Source organism: Streptomyces sp. NPDC031049 (assembly GCF_055571015.1).
Window position 1 is genome coordinate 105087 of record NZ_JBVIGC010000007.1, and the last position, 15277, is coordinate 120363.

At 73.7% G+C, this 15277-nt stretch carries 13 protein-coding genes; 4 read left to right on the plus strand and 9 right to left on the minus strand.

Annotation, left to right across the window (positions count from 1 at the left end; translation table 11 throughout):
- The first annotated feature begins 92 nt into the window (after positions 1-92).
- Positions 93-1982: an ABC transporter ATP-binding protein gene (locus tag ACZ45Q_RS14145; protein ID WP_468260363.1), complete on the plus strand. Its 1890-nt coding sequence runs from the start codon at positions 93-95 to the stop codon at positions 1980-1982.
- A 218-nt stretch (positions 1983-2200) separates the two neighbouring features.
- Here ACZ45Q_RS14145 and ACZ45Q_RS14150 read toward each other — a convergent pair whose 3' ends face one another.
- Entirely contained in the window at positions 2201-2467 is a 267-nt protein-coding gene (locus ACZ45Q_RS14150) for a hypothetical protein (protein WP_468259762.1), read from the minus strand.
- Positions 2468-2519: 52 nt separating this feature from the next.
- Complete coding sequence (locus ACZ45Q_RS14155) at positions 2520-3500, minus strand: TerC family protein (protein WP_468259764.1); 981 nt, start codon at positions 3498-3500, stop codon at positions 2520-2522.
- A 270-nt stretch (positions 3501-3770) separates the two neighbouring features.
- Between ACZ45Q_RS14155 and ACZ45Q_RS14160 the strand changes: the two genes are divergently transcribed.
- The gene (locus tag ACZ45Q_RS14160; protein ID WP_468259767.1) at positions 3771-3965 is read left to right on the plus strand and encodes a hypothetical protein; all 195 of its coding nucleotides are present in this window, start codon (positions 3771-3773) and stop codon (positions 3963-3965) included.
- A 21-nt stretch (positions 3966-3986) separates the two neighbouring features.
- On the opposite strand, the gene ACZ45Q_RS14165 is transcribed toward ACZ45Q_RS14160, so the two are convergent.
- The 3 genes from ACZ45Q_RS14165 to ACZ45Q_RS14175 all read right to left on the minus strand — a co-directional run bounded on the left by ACZ45Q_RS14165 (position 3987) and on the right by ACZ45Q_RS14175 (position 8079).
- On the minus strand, positions 3987-5645 hold the full coding sequence (locus ACZ45Q_RS14165) for an acyl-CoA dehydrogenase family protein (RefSeq protein WP_468259769.1): 1659 nt from the start codon (positions 5643-5645) through the stop codon (positions 3987-3989).
- The gene (locus ACZ45Q_RS14170; protein WP_468259771.1) at positions 5642-6304 is read right to left on the minus strand and encodes a TetR/AcrR family transcriptional regulator; all 663 of its coding nucleotides are present in this window, start codon (positions 6302-6304) and stop codon (positions 5642-5644) included. The genes ACZ45Q_RS14165 and ACZ45Q_RS14170 overlap by 4 nt, the downstream gene beginning before the upstream one ends.
- Positions 6305-6384: 80 nt before the next feature.
- Positions 6385-8079, minus strand: coding sequence for a BCCT family transporter (locus ACZ45Q_RS14175; protein ID WP_468259774.1), 1695 nt, complete (start codon positions 8077-8079; stop codon positions 6385-6387).
- A gap of 203 nt (positions 8080-8282) precedes the next feature.
- Here ACZ45Q_RS14175 and ACZ45Q_RS14180 point away from each other — a divergent pair, with 203 nt between their 5' ends.
- Positions 8283-9167, plus strand: coding sequence for an endonuclease/exonuclease/phosphatase family protein (locus tag ACZ45Q_RS14180; RefSeq protein WP_468259777.1), 885 nt, complete (start codon positions 8283-8285; stop codon positions 9165-9167).
- Between the two features lie 51 nt (positions 9168-9218).
- Here the strand turns inward: ACZ45Q_RS14180 and ACZ45Q_RS14185 are convergent, their stop codons facing one another.
- The 4 genes from ACZ45Q_RS14185 to ACZ45Q_RS14200 all read right to left on the minus strand — a co-directional run bounded on the left by ACZ45Q_RS14185 (position 9219) and on the right by ACZ45Q_RS14200 (position 14018).
- Positions 9219-9551 (minus strand): putative quinol monooxygenase, encoded by a 333-nt coding sequence (locus ACZ45Q_RS14185; RefSeq protein WP_468259779.1) that lies wholly within the window; start codon positions 9549-9551, stop codon positions 9219-9221.
- Between the two features lie 227 nt (positions 9552-9778).
- Positions 9779-10951: an anhydro-N-acetylmuramic acid kinase gene (locus ACZ45Q_RS14190; RefSeq protein WP_468259781.1), complete on the minus strand. Its 1173-nt coding sequence runs from the start codon at positions 10949-10951 to the stop codon at positions 9779-9781.
- 11 nt (positions 10952-10962) lie between these two features.
- Positions 10963-12351, minus strand: coding sequence for an MFS transporter (locus ACZ45Q_RS14195; RefSeq protein ID WP_468259783.1), 1389 nt, complete (start codon positions 12349-12351; stop codon positions 10963-10965).
- A 125-nt stretch (positions 12352-12476) separates the two neighbouring features.
- Positions 12477-14018: a GMC family oxidoreductase gene (locus ACZ45Q_RS14200; RefSeq protein WP_468259786.1), complete on the minus strand. Its 1542-nt coding sequence runs from the start codon at positions 14016-14018 to the stop codon at positions 12477-12479.
- Between the two features lie 317 nt (positions 14019-14335).
- Between ACZ45Q_RS14200 and ACZ45Q_RS14205 the strand changes: the two genes are divergently transcribed.
- Positions 14336-15172: an endonuclease/exonuclease/phosphatase family protein gene (locus ACZ45Q_RS14205; protein ID WP_468259789.1), complete on the plus strand. Its 837-nt coding sequence runs from the start codon at positions 14336-14338 to the stop codon at positions 15170-15172.
- Positions 15173-15277: the final 105 nt, after the last annotated feature.

The window sequence follows — 15277 nt, forward strand, 5'->3', positions numbered from 1 at the left end:
GATGTCCCGGGCGGGACCGGCGGCTTACGAGCGGACAGCGGCCGGCCCTTGACCTCAAGAAAGCTTGAGGTTCTACCGTCGTCGGCATGAGCATGGAGACGACCGCATGGACCCAGCTGCACAGCGTCATGAACGCCGAGCAGGACCGCCGCCCCTTCGCCCGCGCGACCCTGCGCCGCATCGCCGCCTTCGCCCGTCCGCACCGCCGCCGTATCGCCGTGTTCGTGCTGCTCGGGGTGGTGACCGCACTGCTCGCCGTCGCCACGCCCGTCCTGGCCGGCCGCGTCGTCGACGCGATCGTGTCGGGCGGCGACGAGGGCACCGTCGTCCGCCTGGCTCTGCTCATCGCGCTCATCGCGGTCGTGGAGGCCGGGCTCGGCATCCTCTCCCGGCGGCTGTCGGCGACGCTCGGGGAGGGGCTCATCCTGGATCTGCGCACGGCCGTGTTCGATCATGTGCAGCGCATGCCGGTCGCGTTCTTCACACGTACGCGTACGGGCGCGCTGGTCTCCCGTCTCAACAACGACGTCATCGGTGCGCAACGGGCGTTCAGCAACACCCTGTCCGGCGTGGTCAGCAACCTGGTGACCCTGGTGCTGACGCTGGCCGTGATGCTCACCCTGTCCTGGCAGATCACCCTGCTGGCGCTGGTGCTGCTCCCGGTGTTCGTCGTGCCCGCCCGGCGGATGGGCAGCCGCATGGCCCGCATGCAGCGGGAGGCCGCCGCCCTCAACGCCGCCATGGGCACGAGGATGACGGAGCGCTTCTCGGCGCCCGGCGCCACACTGGTGAAGCTGTTCGGCCGCCCGGAGGAGGAGTCGGCCGAGTTCGCGGTGCGCGCCCGGCGGGTCGCCGACATCGGCGTCCGCACGGCCACCGCGCAGGCGGCGTTCATCACCGCGCTGACCCTGGTCTCCGCCCTGGCCCTGGCCCTCGTCTACGGGCTCGGCGGCTGGTTCGCCCTGCGCGGCAGCCTGGAGCCGGGCGCCGTCGTGGCGCTGGCCCTGCTGCTCACCCGGATGTACGCGCCGCTCACGGCGCTCGCCGGGGCGCGCGTGGAGGTCATGAGCGCGCTGGTCAGCTTCGAGCGCGTCTTCGAGGTGCTCGACCTCAGGCCGCTGATCGAGGAGCGGCCCGACGCCCGCCCGGTTCCCGACGGCCCGGTGTCGGTGGAGTTCGATGACGTCCGCTTCGGCTACCCCTCGGCCGAGAAGGTCTCCCTCGCCTCCCTGGAGGAGGTCGCCACGCTGGACACCCGGGGCGGCGCCGAGGTGCTGCACGGCGTCTCCTTCCGCGCCGAGGCCGGCCGCACCGTCGCCCTCGTCGGCTCCTCCGGCGCCGGCAAGTCGACCATCGCGCAGCTGCTGCCGCGGCTGTACGACACCGACGGGGGCGCCGTGCGGATCGGGGGAGTGGACGTGCGCGACCTGAGCGCCGAGTCGCTGCGCCGGACCGTCGGCATGGTCACCCAGGACGGTCACCTCTTCCACGACACCGTCCGCGCCAACCTGCTGCTCGCCCGTCCGGACGCCGGTGACGAGGAGCTGTGGGACGCCCTGCGGCGGGCCCGCCTGGACGAGCTGGTGCGGTCGCTGCCGGACGGCCTGGACACCGTGGTCGGCGAGCGCGGGTACCGGCTGTCCGGCGGGGAGCGCCAGCGCATGACCATCGCCCGGCTGCTCCTGGCCCGCCAGCGCGTGGTCATCCTCGACGAGGCCACCGCGCACCTCGACAACACCTCCGAGGCGGCCGTGCAGGAGGCCCTCACCGAGGCACTCCAGGGGCGTACGGCCGTGGTCATCGCCCACCGGCTGTCCACCGTCCGCGCGGCGGACCGGATCCTCGTCGTCGAGGACGGCCGCATCGCGGAACAGGGCACGCACGAGGAACTGCTGGCCGCCGGGGGACGCTACGCGCAGCTGTACCGCACGCAGTTCGCCCGGCAGCCGCAGGAGCGGCCGGCGCGGGCCGTGGCCGCGTGAGCGGACCCGCGCAGCGGTCCGGCAGACCGGCTCACCCGATCACGCCGGCCGGCCGCGTGGCCGCGCATCACGCCGACCAGGCCCCCCGACCGGCCGGCGCGGCCGGATCGGGTCCGCCGGCCGGGCCGGGTCCGCCGGCCGGGCCGGGTCCGGCCACCGGGTCCGTAGGTCGGGTCGGTCGGCAGGGCGGGGCCGTCGGTCGGGGTCGGTCGGCCGGGTCAGTCGGCCCCGGTTCCGGCCCCGGTTCCGGGGTCGGTGTCGCGGCGCCGCTCGCCGGGTGGGGCGCTCCGCACCGAGTCCAGCGGCACCATCTCCGGCTCGTACCTCTCGCACCGGGGATTGTGACAGGGACCTGGGCCCCAGGCCGGGACGTAGATGCCCATGCTCTTGTGCCGGTGCACGACCGTTTCCACGGGCTGCTTGCAGGCCGGGCAGACATGCTCACCGGACGAAGCCGGGGCCGGACGTTGCCTCTCGCTGTTCATGCCCCCCATTTTACGGCCGCTTTAATCCCTTTTGGGAGTCCCTTGACGCAGATCAGTCCTCGGCCTGCTCCGGCGTCTCGGCCGCCTCCGGGTTCCTTCTCGCCGGGGGCCGCGTCATGCTCAGGCCGATGGAGACGGCCAGGACCACCACGATCACGGCGAGACTCAGCAGCGAGGGGACCTCGGGCACGGAGGGGCTGATGATCTTGTGGCAGGCCTGGAGGACCAGCTTGACGCCGATGAAGGCCAGGATGAGCGCCAGTCCCTTGCTGAGGTAGTGGAAGCGGTCGAGCAGCCCCGCGAGCAGGAAGTACAGGGCGCGCAGTCCGAGGATGGCGAAGGCGTTGCTGGTGTAGACGATGAAGGCGTCGCTGCTGACGGCCAGGACGGCGGGCACGCTGTCCACGGCGAAGACCAGGTCGGCGGCCTCGATGGCCGCGACCACCGCGAGCAGGGGCGTGGCGACGCGCTTGCCGGCCTCCTTGACGAAGAAGTGCGGCCCCGCGTACTCGTCCCGCACCGGGACGAGCTTGCGCAGCAGGCGGACGGCGACGCTCTTGCCCGGGTCGAAGCTGTCGTCCTCCTCCTTGAGGATCTTGTACGTGCTCCAGAAGAGGATCGCCGCGAAGACGAACAGCACGGCGGTGAAGCGGCTCACCACCGCCACACCGGCGGCCAGGAAGACACCGCGGAAGATCAGGGCGCCGAGCACGCCGAGGAAGAGCACCCGGTGCTGGTAGGCGCGCGGGACCCGGAAGTAGCCGAAGATCAGTGCGAAGACGAAGAGGTTGTCGACGGACAGGCTCTTCTCCAGCAGCCACGCCGTCGTGTACTCCACCCCGGCCGACGTGCCGACCACGGCGAAGACGACACCGCCGAACGCGATCGCCAGCCCGACCCACACCATGCTCCAGGCCGCGGCCTCCTTGAAGCCGATGACGTGGGCCTGCCGGTGGGCCAGCAGATCGATCGCCAGGGACACCACCACCGTGACGGCGAAGACGGCCCACAACCAGAACGGCACATCATGCACAGGCCCGACCTCTCGCGCGGGATCGACCTCGGTCTCCCTAAGAGTCTGGGGCATCCGGGGGCCGATGTCTCCTCCGCGGACGCGGGATTGCCGGGGAGGAGGCCGGGCGCGGAGCCGGACGGGACCGCCGGTCGGGTGCGGTACCTTTGCACTGTGCAAGAAAACCGGGAGGGTGGTGACGTGTCCGCGAGGCGGCGTACGAGGGCCACGGAGCCCGGAGCGTGGGAGTGCCCCCGGCCGCCCGGCGGGCGCCGCGGACGGATCGCCCCCGTGGTCGTGCACCCGCCCGGCGACGCCGCGGGCCGCCGGGTCTCCGTCGCGGGCGCGCCGGCGGGAGTGGCGACGAGCCTGGAGGACGTCGTGGCCCTGGTGCGCCGCGTCGGGATCGATCTCGACCCCGACGAGGCGCTGGCCTCCTCGCTGATCGAGTGGCGCGGCGCGGGCGCCGAGTCCTGGCGGGACTGACCGGGACGACCGCGCCGGCGCTCAGGCGGGCAGCCGTCCCAGCACCCCCGCGAAGTCCGTGTCCGGCGCGAGCGTGCCGAAGGCCAGCCCGCGGTCGCCGGCCAGCCGGGACGCGCAGAACGCGTCCGCCACGGCGGCCGGGGCGTGCCGGACGAGCAGGGAGCCCTGGAGCACCAGCGCGGCACGCTCGATGACCCGCCGGGCCCGCAGCGGAGCGTCCTCGGTGAGCACCAGTTCCTCCCGCAGCCCCCGCCAGGCCGCGTCCAGCCGGCGGTCGGCGCCGAGGGCGGCCTCGATCTCGGCGCGGAAGACGTCCAGGGACTCCGGCTCACGGGCCAGCGCGCGCAGCATGTCCAGCGCGCTGACGTTGCCCGAGCCCTCCCAGATGCCGTTGAGCGGGGCCTCGCGGTACAGGCGCGGCATGCCGGAGGCCTCGTCGTAGCCGTTGCCGCCGAGACACTCCAGCGCCTCGGCGACGGCGGCGGGCTGGCGCTTGCAGACCCAGTACTTGGCCACGGCCGTCGCGAACCGCAGGAAGGCGCGCTCCGACGCGTCCCCGCGCGCCGCCCGGTCGGCGGCCCCGGCCAGGCGCAGCGCCAGGGTGGTGGCCGCCTCGGACTCGACGCCCAGGTCGGCGATCACATTGCGCATGAGCGGCTGGTCGATGAGCCGGGCGCCGAACGCGGAGCGGTGGCGGACGTGGTGGGCGGCCTGGCCGAGCGCGGTCCGGGTGCCGGCGGCCGAGCCCAGCACACAGTCGAGCCGGGTCATGGTCACCATCTCGATGATGGTGCGCACCCCCTTGCCCTCGGCGCCGACCAGCCAGGCCACGGTGTCGTCGAACTCCGGCTCGCTGCTGGCGTTGGAGCGGTTGCCCAGCTTGTCCTTCAGCCGCTGGATGCGGAAGGTGTTGCGGCTGCCGTCGGGCAGGACCCGCGGCACCAGGAAGCAGGACAGCCCTCCGGGCGCCTGGGCGAGCACGAGGAACAGGTCGTTCATCGGAGCGCTGGTGAACCACTTGTGCCCGCGCAGCCGCCAGGTGCCGTCGGGCCGTTCGGCCGCGACGGTGGTGTTGGCGCGCACGTCCGAGCCGCCCTGCTTCTCCGTCATGCCCATCCCGGCCAGCAGCCCGCGCTTGTCGGTGGGCGTGCGCAGCCCGGGGTCGTAGACCCGGCCGGTCAGCAGGGGCTCGTAGGTCTTGGCCAGGTCGGGCGCGTGCCGCAGCGCGGGGACCACGGCGTACGTCATGGAGACCGGGCAGCCGTGTCCCGCCTCGGTGGCGCTCCACACCATGAACCCGGCGGCCCGCGCCACATGGGCTCCGGCCCGCTCGTCGGCCCAGGCCGCGCCGGCGAGGCCCTCGCCGACCGCCACCTTCATCAGGGCGTGGTACGAGGGGTGGAAGTCGACCTCGTCGACGCGGTGGCCGTAGCGGTCGTGGGTGCGCAGCACCGGTTCGTGGCGGTTGGCCTCCTCGGCCCAGCGCTGCGCCTCCTCGCCGCCGGCCAGCCGGCCGATGCGGTGCAGGTCGTCCAGGCACCATGCGGCGCCCTCCCGGCGCACGCCCTCCAGGAGGACCGGGTCGTCGGCCACGTCGTGCCCGGTCAGCGGCGGGGGCTGGTTGGTCACCTCGTGGGTCGTGGCGGTGGGGTTGCTGCGGGGTGCGGCGGGTGCGGTCACGGGGCTGCCTCCGAGGTGACGGGGTGGTGCGACGGGGTGGAGCGCGGGTGCGCGACGGGGGCGGCGCCCGCGCAGCGCAGGGCCATGGCGGTGAGTTCGCCGAGCAGCGCCTCGGTGTCGCCGTCCTCCGCCGCGCCGAGCGGCACCACGAGGACCTCGCCGATCCCGCCGGTCAGCGCGGCGGCCGTGACCTCCGCGTTCTGCGCGGGGAGCGTGCCGTGCCCGATGCCCTCGCGGACCACCTCCGCGAACAGGGCGCGGTAGCGGCGCCGGAAGTCCAGGCGCTCGGCGCCGACCGCCGGCTCGGCCGGGGCAGCGAGCAGGGCGTAGGCCAGGCCGCGGTTCTCCAGCGCGCGGCGCGCGAAGACCCGCACGCCCGCGGCGAGCCGCTCGACGGGATCGCCGTCACCGCGCAGCACCTCGCCGAGCACCTCGACCTCACGTCCCGCCGCCCGCCGGAACACCTCGACGGCGAGCGCCGCCTTCGACGGGAAGTGCTGGTAGACCGAGCCGGCCGCGATCCCGGCCGCCCCGGCGACCGCCGTCACCGAGGCCTGCGCCCAGCCCACCTCGGCGACCACGGCGGTGGCACAGGCGACGAGGTGGTCCCGGGCGGCTTCCAGCCGACGGATCTCAGCGGGGGTCTTCCGGTAGGCCATGAAAGAAGTGAACCACCATTCACACCTTCACGCCAGAGCCGCCGGCAGCGCCCGCACCGGAGCCGCCGGCAGCGCCCGCGTCAGGTCTGCTCGTCGGACTCCGAGCGCGCCTTCGCCGCCCGGCGCAGCCGGTGGTGGCGCACCGTGGTCTGCTCCGTGACGACGTCGCCGACCATGGTCCGTACGACGTCCCGCAGCCCGTGCAGCGCGTGGTGCCGGGCGGGACCGGCACCCGGGTCCTCCCGCAGCTCCTTCAGCAGGGCCCAGCACAGCAGCAGCATGACGACCACGAACGGCAGCGCGACCAGGATCGTCGCGGTCTGGAGCGAGTTCAGCCCGCCGACGACCAGCAGCACCGCCGCGACCGACGCCATCAGCACGCCCCACACGACCACCAGCCACGACGGCGGGTGCAGCGCCCCGCGGCTGGTCAGCGACCCCATCACCAGGGACGCCGAGTCGGCGCTGGTGACGAAGTAGGTCATGACCAGGATCATGGCGATGACCGACGTGACCGTGCCGATCGGCAGTGCGTCCAGCAACCCGAACAGCGACGCCTCCGCCCCGTCCGCCACCGTGGCCGTGAGGTCCGCCGCTCCCGTCGAGTCCAGCCGGAGCGCCGAACCTCCCATCACGCAGAACCAGACCACGGTCGCACCGCTCGGCACCAGGAGCACGCCGACGAGGAACTCACGCACGGAACGGCCGTGCGAGATGCGGGCGATGAACGTCCCCACGAACGGCGCCCACGACAGCCACCACGCCCAGTAGAAGATGGTCCAGGAGCCCAGCCACGCGTGGTCGGAGAAGGCGCCGGTGCGGGTGGCCATCGGCAGCAGGTTCTGGAGGTAGCCGCCGACCGAGGCCGGGATCGAGTCCAGGATGTAGACGGTGGGGCCGAGCAGGAAGACGAACGCCATCAGGGCCGCGGCGAGCACGATGTTGAGCGTCGACAGCCATTTGATGCCCCGGTGCAGACCCGAGAAGGCCGAGACGACGAAGGCCGCCGACAGCGCCGCGATGATGATCAGCTCCAGGGAGCGGGTGGCGTCGACGCCCACCGTGAGATCCAGCCCCTCGGCGACCTGGAGGGCGCCCAGGCCCAGACTCGTCGCCGTACCGAAGACGGTCGCGAAGACGGCCAGCAGATCGATCACCTTGCCCTGCCACGACACCGCGCGCCGGGCCCCGATGAGCGGCACGAACACGGCGCTGAGCCGGTTTCCCCGGCCCTTGCGGAACGTGGCGTACGCCAGCGCGAGCCCCACGATCCCGTAGATCGCCCACGGGGTGAGCGTCCAGTGGAAGAACGAGTACTCCATGGCGGTGCGCGCCGCGTCCGGTGTCTGGCTGCGCGCATCGCTGGCCGGGGGCGGTTCGAGGTAGTGCGTGAGGGGCTCGCCGACGCCGTAGAACATCAGGCCGATGCCCATGCCCGCGCTGAACATCATCGCGATCCAGGCCAGGTTCCCGAACTCGGCCTCGGAGTCGTCCCTGCCCAGTCTGATCCGGCCGAACCGGCTGAACGCGATCACCAGGCACAGGACCAGGAAGACGTCCGCGGCGACCACGAACAGCCAGCCGAAGTTGTCCAGGACCCACGCCAGGCTCGTGGTGGAGGCGCTGTCGAAGGACTCGTCGCCGAGCCAGGCCCACAGCACCACGGCGGCGACGGCGGCCATGCCGATGCCGACCAGGAGACGGTCGGGTGCACCTGTGGCATGAGCGTCGTGCGGGGGCTCGGGCTCCGGCTGATCGAGGGATTCCGTGCTCATGACGCCCCACTATGGCCGGAAATAGCAGGACAAGGAGGGGCGGCGCGCCGCGCGCGCCGAGCGCCGGGTGCCGGGCCCCGCCCCGGGGTGTCCCGGACGGGAGTGGGCGGGCCGTCGTCCGAGCAGAATCCAGGGGTGTGTGAGCCGGTGTCAGAAAGACCGCGCCGGCCAGGATTTCGCTCCCCGCCCGATCAGGAGAAGGCATGAAGCCCAGCATCCGACGTCCCCTCGGACGCGGCCGTGCGGCGATCGCCGTGCTGGCCGCCGCCGTGCTCGCGCTGGCCGCACCGGCGACGGCCGCGGACACCGGTGTCCCCGGGGAGCAGGCACCGCCCGTGCCCTTGCGGGTGGCGACCTACAACATCCATGCCGGGGCCGGCCAGGACGGCGTCTTCGATCTCGACCGCACCGCCGAGGCCCTGCGCGGCCTGGACGCCGACGTGATCGGTCTTCAGGAGGTCGACGTCCACTGGGGTGCCCGCAGCGACTTCGTGGACGAAGCCCGGGAGCTGGCCGAGGAGTTGGGCATGCGGGTGTTCTTCGCGCCCATCTACGACCTGGACCCGGTGTCCGACGGCGGGCAGCGCCGCCAGTACGGCGTGGCGGTCCTGAGCCGGTATCCGGTGCTGGGGGCCGAGAACCACGAGATCACCCGGCTCTCCACCCAGACGCCCCACCCCGTGCCGGCGCCGGCGCCGGGCTTCGCCGAGGTGGTGGTGAACGTGCGGGGCTCGCACGTGCACGTGTACTCCACGCACCTGGACTACCGGTCCGACCCGTCGATCCGCGCGGCCCAGGTGGCGGACATGCTCCGGGTGCTGGCCGCCGACCGCGGGCCGAAGGTCCTGGTCGGCGACTTCAACGCCGAGGCCACGGCACCGGAACTGGCGCCGCTGTGGCGGGAGCTGCGGGACGCCGCTCCCGGCGGCACGGGCACGTACCCGGCGGTCGGCCCCGTCAAGCGCATCGACTTCGTGACCGTCTCGCCCGGCGTCACCGTGACCGGCGCCCGGACCGTGGCGACGGACGCGTCCGACCACCGGCCCGTCGTCGCGGACCTGAAGCTGCACCGGCGCGGCCACGGGTGAACCGCCCGCCGGCGCCACCACGGACGCACCTTCCGCTGCCGACGCGGTGCGTCACTCCTGCCCGTCGACGCTCATCTCGCCCAGCAGCGACCAGTCGTCCTGCGGCACCGTGGTGTTGACGATCCGGGGCGTCTCGGCGAGGTGGGGCGGCAGGGTGCGCTGGGCCTCCTTGAAGTGCTCGGACTGCACGTGGGCCGCGCCCGCCTCGTCGTCGCGGAACGCCTCGACCAGCACGTACTCCGTGGGGTCGTCGACGCTGCGGGACCAGTCGAACCACAGGCAGCCCGGCTCCGCACGGGTGGCCGTGGTGAAGTCGGCCGCGATCCGGGGCCACTGGTCGGCGTACTCGGGACGGACGCGGAACTTGGCGGTGATGAAGATCATCGGTCTCCCTCGTGGGTTCTCTGCGCGGGGTGCGACGCGCCGCCCCGGGCGGAGCGCCCGGCGGGACGCGGTCGCGCCGCGGCACATATCGGACACATGTGCCGCCGGTGATCGTAACCGACGCAGGTGACGGGCCCGTGAGCGCGTCCGGGCCGGCCGCCGCTACGCCGGCACCACGGCCGTCCGCCACGACGGCGGCCCGGGAACCCGGGCCCCGCGGGGCGAGGTCAGTCCGGTACGACGCGCAGGCGCACGGGCGCGGTCGCCGCCGGCTCCGGCAGGCGCAGGCCCCGGTCGCCCGGCGTGATCGAGCCCAGGACGCTGGGCCGGCGGGCGCCGGTGCACGACGGGACCGTACCCGCCAGGCCGTGCACGGTCAGGAAACCCAGGACGGCGAAGGCACAGGCCTCCTTGGCCGCCGACGGCAGCCCGAGGTCGTCCGAGGTCCGCAGCGGGACGCCGTCCAGTGCCGCGCGGAGCATGGCCATCAGCGTCGGGTTGCGGGTGCCGCCGCCGGAGGCCACGACCTCGCTCGCGCCGGCCGAACGGACGGCGTCGGCGACCGTGCGGGCGGTGAGCCGGGTGACGGTGGCCACCACGTCCTCGTCCGGGAGCCGCTCGCGCCCGGCCAGGGCCCGGCGCAGATAGGGCCAGTGGAACACCTCCTTGCCGGTCGTCTTCGGCGGCGGCTCGGCGTAGTACGGCTCGTCGAGGAGCCGCCGCAGCAGCGCCTCGTCGACCCTGCCGCGGGCGGCGAGGGCGCCGTCCCGGTCGTGGTCCAGGCGCCCGTCGGTCAGGGCGTGCACGGCGGCGTCGACGAGGGCGTTGGCGGGACCGGTGTCGAAGGCGAGGGGCCCGGCCGCCCCGGCGGCCACCGTCAGGTTCGCGATGCCGCCCAGGTTCAGGGCGGCGGGCACGCCGGGCCGGTCGCGCAGCCACAGGACGTCGAAGACGCTCACCAGGGGCGCGCCCTGACCGCCGGCGGCGACGTCGCGGGTGCGCAGGTCGGACACGACCGGGCGACCGGTGGCCTCGGCGATCCAGGCGGCCGAACCGATCTGGAGGGTGCCGTGCACCCGGCCCCGCTCGGCCCAGTGGTAGACGGTCTGGCCGTGCGAGACCACGAGGTCGGCGCGTCCGTCGCACAGTTCGCGGTCGGCCCGGACGGCCTGCTCGGCGAAGGCCTGGCCGATCCGTGTGTCCAGCCGGCACACCTCCCGCAGGGTGGTCCGCGCCGGCGGCAGCGCGGCGGACAGCGCGGCCCGCAGGTCCTCCGGGTAGGGGGCGCTCACCATGCCCAGCGGCCTGAGCAGCAGTGTGTCCCCCCGGAGCGTGAGATCGGCCGCGGCGGCGTCGACCGCGTCGTGGGACGTTCCCGACATCAGCCCGATGACCCGCATCGCCGGCCCCCTCAGTCGCGCAGCGCGCGGCGGTGGTCGTCGCCGCGCAGGGTGAGCAGGGCCAGGGTGCTGACGGCGCAGGTGACGACCACGTAGTACGCCGGGATGTCGATGTCGCCGGTCCGTTCGATCGCCTCGGTGATGATCAGGCCCGCGCATCCGGAGAAGACCGCGTTCGACAGCGAGTACGCCAGACCGAGACCGGTGTAGCGGACGGTGGTGGGGAACATCTCGGCGAGCATCGCGGGCCCGGGCCCCGCCATCAGGCCGACCACGGCACCCGCGGCGAACACCGCGAGGCCCTTGGCGGCCGTCGAGGCGCCGGGGTCCTGGAGCAGGTCCAGCAGGGGGAACGCGAGGACCGCCACGAGCACCGCCCCGGCCACCATCACGGCGCGGCGCCCGATCCGGTCGCTGAGCGCACCCGCCGGGATGATGGAGACGGCGAAGCCCAGATTGGCGACGACCGTGGCGATCAGCGCCTGCTGGAACGTGGCGTTCAGCGTGCTCTGCAGATAGGACGGCATGACGACGAGGAAGGTGTAGCCCGCCGCCGACCAGCCCATCAGCCGCCCGGCGCCGAGCGCGATGGCCTTGGCGACCTCGCGCGCGGGGGCGGCGGCCGGGGGCGCGGGGGCGGCGGCACCCCCGACCGCGGGCGCGGGGCCGGTGGCGACCGTCGGCGGCGTGCCCGCCGCGCCCGGGGTCCGGTCCGGGGCGGCCCGCCGGAAGGAGGGCGTCTCCTCCAGCCGCAGGCGCAGCCACAGGGCGCCGAGCCCCAGCGGCAGCGTCAGCAGGAACGGCAGCCGCCACCCCCACGCGTCGAGGTCCCCCTCGCTGAGCACCGTGGCGAGCAGGGCCGCCACGCCCGCTCCGGCGAGCAGCCCGAGCGCCACCGTGAAGGACTGCCAGGACCCGTACAGGCCGCGCCTGCCGGGCGGGGCGAACTCCGTCATGATCGACACGGCGCCGCCGAACTCCCCTCCCGCGGACAGCCCCTGGAGGATCCGCAGGAAGGTGAGCAGCCAGGGCGCCGCGGCACCCACGGTGGCGTACGTCGGCAGCAGGCCGATCAGGGTGGTGGCGACGGTCATGAGCAGCACGACGAGGATCAGCGTCGGGCGCCGCCCGATCCGGTCGCCCACCCGCCCGAAGACCGCCGCGCCGACCGGGCGGAAGAAGAACGCGAGCGCGAAGGACGCGTACGTCTTGACGAGCCCCTCGACGGCGCTCCCGCCGTCGGGGGTGAAGAAGTTGGCGGCGATGACGGTGGCGAAGTAGCCGTAGACGCCGAACTCGTACCACTCGATGAAGTTCCCCACCGAGCCCGCCACCAGCGCCCTGCGCGCCCGGGGAGGCGTGGTGGCTCCCTCGACCGGCTGGTGTACCGGGGTGGTCATACGGGCCCCTTCGCGGTCGCGGACGCCCTGCGCGACGGGCAGGCTGGGTGGCAGTTAGTTTCAATGCCCCATCAGCTGACTGTCAATAACTTTCAACGCCGTGGCTCCCCTTGATCAGATCCCGATCAGGCCCTGATGAGATCGGCCGCCTTCTCCGCGACCATGACGGTGGGCGCGTGGGTGTTCCCGCGGGGCACCGACGGGAACACCGAGGCGTCGACGACGCGCAGGCCCGCGACGCCGTGGACGCGCAGCTCGGGGTCGACCACCGGGCCGATGGCACAGGTCGACGTCGGGTGGTACAGCGTCTGCCCCGACCGCTGCGCCCAGGACAGGAGGTCCGCGTCGGACTCCCCGGCCGGCACGTCGAACGGCGCCGTGACGACGTCGGCCACCGCCGGCCGCGCCGCGATCTCCAGGGCCAGCCGGACGCCGGCCACCAGACACTCCCGGTCCTCGGGCGTCATCAGGTAGTTGTGCACGATCCGGGGCGCGACGTCGGGGCGCGGGGAACGCAGCGTCACCGCGCCCCGGCTGGTCGGCGCGAGCACGCAGGGCCCGAAGGCGAAGCCGTGCTCGGCGACCGGGCCGAGCCCCTCCTGGTGGAAGAGCACGGGAGCGGCGTGGAACTGCACGTCCGGAGCGGTCAGGCCGTCCCGGCTGCGGGAGAAGCCGCCGGCCTCACCGAGGTTGGAACTCAGCGGGCCGCGCCCCTCGTTCTCCAGCAGCGCGGCGTTCTCCGGAGTGGCCGCGCCGATCAGCGACTCCACCTCGGTGCGGAGGTTCAGCAGCGCCATGTAGTGGTCCTGAAGCCCCTGGCCGACCGGCAGGTCGCGGACGACCTCGATGCCGAGGGCGGACAGGGCGGCGGCGGGCCCGATGCCGGACAGCATCAGCAGCTTCGGGGACTCGTAGGCACCCGCCGACACGATCACCTCGCGCCCGGCACGGACCACGTCCACGGTGCCGCCCCGCTCCACCTCCACGCCCCCGGCCCGGCCGCCCTCGAGCACCACCCGGTGGGCGCGGGCCGAGGACAGCACGGTGAGGTTCGGCCGGCCGAGGGCGGGGTGCAGATAGGCGACGGCCGCGCTGCACCGCAACCCGCCCCGCTGGGTCAGCTGGTAGCGCCCGACGCCGAACTGGGTGTCGCCGTTGAAGTCGTCGTTCGGCTTGTGCCCGGCCTGGACCGCGGCCTGGACGAAGGCCGAGGCGAGCGGGTGCCCGGACCTGCCGTCGCTGACGGCCATCGGCCCGCCGGTGCCGTGGAAGGCGTCCTCGCCGCGCTCGTTGTCCTCCGCGCGCTTGAAGTACGGCAGCACCTCGGCGTACGACCACCCGGTGGCACCGGCCGCCGCCCAGCCGTCGTAGTCGGCGCGACTGCCCCGGATGTAGATCATCGCGTTGATCGAGCTGCACCCGCCGAACGTCCTGCCGCGCGGCAGGTAGGCACGCCGCCCGCCGATCCCCGGCTCCGGGTCGGAGTCGAGGTCCCAGTCGAGGCCGGACTTGAACAACTGCGGGAAGGCCGCCGGAACATGGATCTCCTGCGCGGTGTCGGGACCCCCCGCCTCGATCAGGGCCACCCGCACAGCGGGGTCCTCCGACAGCCGCGCCGCGAGGACGCAGCCCGCGGACCCGGCGCCGACGATGACGTAGTCGTACATGCTCGTTCCATCCTGTGGTGACGGACACGGAGGTGTGGTGACGCGTACGGGCGTGTGGTGACGCGTACGGGCGTGCGGTGACGCGTACGGCATGTGGTGATGCGTACGGACGTGCGGTGACGCGTATGGGCGTGCAGTGACGGACACGGACGTGTGGCGACGGGTACGTGCGCAAGCCATCGAAGTGCTCGGCGGGCGTTCCGGCAAGGGCGCCGACTCGCCGTCCTCACGCGCAGCCGACACCTCGGCGGCATAACCTCGTGCACGGGAGCCGAGGCGGACACCCCGGACGGCACGGGGAGGGGGCGGAGGAGACGATGGTGGCCGGCAGGAGCACGCGTCTGCTCGTGGGCGCGTTGATCATGGCCTGTGCGGTGCTCGTCGGCCCCAGCGCACGCGTCACTCCCTCCGCCGGATCACTGCCCGTCGAAGCCGCCGGGGACGTCGTGCCGAACCGGGTCATGACGTGGAACCTCTGCAACCCCTGCGACCGGAGCAACGCGGACCGGGCCGCGGAGATCGCCCGGCACGCACCCCAGGTCATCGGCCTCCAGGAGGCCTGCGTCCGGGACGTCGAGAGCATCCGGGACCATCTGCGCAACCTCCACGGGCTGGTCTACCACGTCGAGTACGGAACGGTGCTCGGGAACTGGGGCCGCTGCGGAGGACTGCCGTGGAGCCCGGGCGCCTTCGGCCAGGCCGTCCTGTCGGCGGCCCCGGCCGAGGACCCCGTCAACGTCGAGTACCCCGACGGCGGATCCGAGGACCGCGGGTACATGGCGGTCACCACGACGGTGGACGGCCGGTCCGTCCGGGTCTTCAACACCCACCTGGCCGAACGACGCCAGGAGGAGGTCCGCGCGGACCAGGCCCGCGTGCTCGCCGCGGCGGTCGCCCGGTACGACCGCGCGATCGTGCTCGGCGACTTCAACGCGGTGCCGCACGCCCCGGAGCTGGCCGGCATGTGGGAACTGGCCGCGGACACCGACCCCCGGTGCCACCCGTCGCGTCCGGGCGCCTGCGCCCCGACCACCGACTGGCAGAGCAAGTTCGACTACGTCTTCCTGCGGGGCGTCGTCCGCCTCGCCCACCGCGTGGCTCCGACGCCGCGCTCGGACCACCACGTGCTGCACACCGACGTCGACGTGCCCTGACCGGCGAGGCCGGTGATCGTGCCCGGGAAGCGGAAGGGAAGGCGCCGGCGTGGACCAGGCCGCAGCGAGACCTTGGCCCGGAGACGGCCCGAGGACACCTCCGGG

Coding starts and splice junctions, on each gene's coding strand:
- ACZ45Q_RS14145 (WP_468260363.1), top strand. CDS start 93: ATGGAGACGACCGCATGGACCCAGCTGCACAGCGTCATGAACGCCGAG.
- ACZ45Q_RS14150 (WP_468259762.1), bottom strand. CDS start 2,467: ATGAACAGCGAGAGGCAACGTCCGGCCCCGGCTTCGTCCGGTGAGCAT.
- ACZ45Q_RS14170 (WP_468259771.1), bottom strand. CDS start 6,304: ATGGCCTACCGGAAGACCCCCGCTGAGATCCGTCGGCTGGAAGCCGCC.
- ACZ45Q_RS14175 (WP_468259774.1), bottom strand. CDS start 8,079: ATGAGCACGGAATCCCTCGATCAGCCGGAGCCCGAGCCCCCGCACGAC.
- ACZ45Q_RS14180 (WP_468259777.1), top strand. CDS start 8,283: ATGAAGCCCAGCATCCGACGTCCCCTCGGACGCGGCCGTGCGGCGATC.
- ACZ45Q_RS14185 (WP_468259779.1), bottom strand. CDS start 9,551: ATGATCTTCATCACCGCCAAGTTCCGCGTCCGTCCCGAGTACGCCGAC.
- ACZ45Q_RS14190 (WP_468259781.1), bottom strand. CDS start 10,951: ATGCGGGTCATCGGGCTGATGTCGGGAACGTCCCACGACGCGGTCGAC.
- ACZ45Q_RS14195 (WP_468259783.1), bottom strand. CDS start 12,351: ATGACCACCCCGGTACACCAGCCGGTCGAGGGAGCCACCACGCCTCCC.
- ACZ45Q_RS14200 (WP_468259786.1), bottom strand. CDS start 14,018: ATGTACGACTACGTCATCGTCGGCGCCGGGTCCGCGGGCTGCGTCCTC.
- ACZ45Q_RS14205 (WP_468259789.1), top strand. CDS start 14,336: ATGGTGGCCGGCAGGAGCACGCGTCTGCTCGTGGGCGCGTTGATCATG.